The organism is Mesorhizobium sp. M7A.F.Ca.CA.004.04.2.1 (assembly GCF_004022825.1).
Taxonomy (GTDB): Bacteria; Pseudomonadota; Alphaproteobacteria; order Rhizobiales; family Rhizobiaceae; genus Mesorhizobium.
Genome location: NZ_RZPH01001679.1, coordinates 1 through 602 on the forward strand (window position 1 = coordinate 1; position 602 = coordinate 602).

General features: G+C 62.6%; 1 protein-coding gene. It reads left to right on the forward strand.

The window, feature by feature from the left end; all coding sequences use genetic code 11:
• Positions 1–602 (forward strand): GMC family oxidoreductase (locus EN893_RS36940; protein ID WP_164901545.1); only part of this gene is annotated, 602 nt, incomplete at both ends.

Genomic DNA, 602 nt, shown 5'->3' on the forward strand with positions numbered 1-602 from the left:
GCCATGGAGCATTTCGGCGGAGTCTCTCCGGCATGGCCGTTCACCTATGACGAATTCGAGCCCTGGTATTCGAAAGCCGAACAGCTGTTTCGCGTGCGCGGTGCACTGGGCGAGGATCCGACCGAGCCGTTCCATTCGATCCCCTACGCCTACAAGCCGGTGCCCGACGAGGCACCGATCGCCCGCGCCCGCGCCGAGCTGAAAAACCTTGGCCTGCATCCGGCCTCGCTGCCGCTCGGTGTCGACATCGACACCTGGCTGAAGGAGGGCAAGACCGGCTGGGATGCTTTCCCGAACACCGGCCAAGGCAAGGTCGACGCACAAACGGGACCGCTGACGGCGGCCCTCACCGACCAGAACATCAAGCTCGAAACCGGCGCCTACGTCGAATATCTCGAAGCCTCGCCAGACGGCACGACGATATCAGCCATTCACTACCGGCAGAATGGCGAGCTGAAGAAAGTATCACCGAAGCTGGTCATCCTCTCGGCCGGCGCGGTCAACTCCGCTGTCATCCTGCTGCGCTCGCCCACATCGGATGGCAAAGGCCTAGCCAACCGCGCCGACCAGGTCGGCCGCAATTTCATGAACCACAATTCCAG